The following is a 464-nucleotide window of genomic DNA, read 5'->3' as shown; positions in this document are numbered from 1 at the left end:
ACAAGGTGGAGGGTGGACTCCTTCTGGATGTTGTAGTCAGCAAGGGTCCTGCCATCCTCCAGCTGCTTGCCAGCAAAGATGAGGCGCTGCTGGTCCGGGGGAATGCCCTCCTTGTCCTGGATCTTGGCCTTGACATTGTCGATGGTATCAGAAGACTCCACCTCGAGGGTGATGGTCTTGCCGGTCAGAGTCTTCACGAAGATTTGCATGCCTCCCCTGAGACGGAGGACAAGGTGAAGCGTTGACTCCTTCTGGATGTTGTAGTCAGCAAGGGTCCTGCCGTCCTCAAGCTGCTTGCCGGCAAAGATGAGACGCTGCTGGTCCGGGGGAATGCCCTCCTTGTCCTGGATCTTGGCCTTGACGTTGTCGATGGTGTCAGAAGATTCCACCTCGAGGGTGATGGTCTTGCCGGTCAGTGTCTTGACAAAGATCTGCATGCCACCACGGAGGCGGAGGACAAGGTG

1 protein-coding gene is annotated in these 464 nt (G+C 56.9%); it reads right to left on the bottom strand.

The genetic code is table 11. The annotated features are described in order from the left end of the window. Nucleotides 1-437 (bottom strand): ubiquitin family protein (locus GB932_RS01445; protein WP_231915950.1); only part of this gene is annotated, 437 nt, incomplete at its 3' end. Between the last annotated feature and the right edge of the window lie 27 nt (nucleotides 438-464).

The sequence above is a fragment of the Microbacterium karelineae genome (assembly GCF_009745985.1).
Lineage (GTDB): Bacteria > Actinomycetota > Actinomycetes > Actinomycetales > Microbacteriaceae > Microbacterium > Microbacterium karelineae.
Note: the sequence above shows the minus strand (reverse complement) of the source record. Positions and strands in the feature narration are given on the sequence as shown.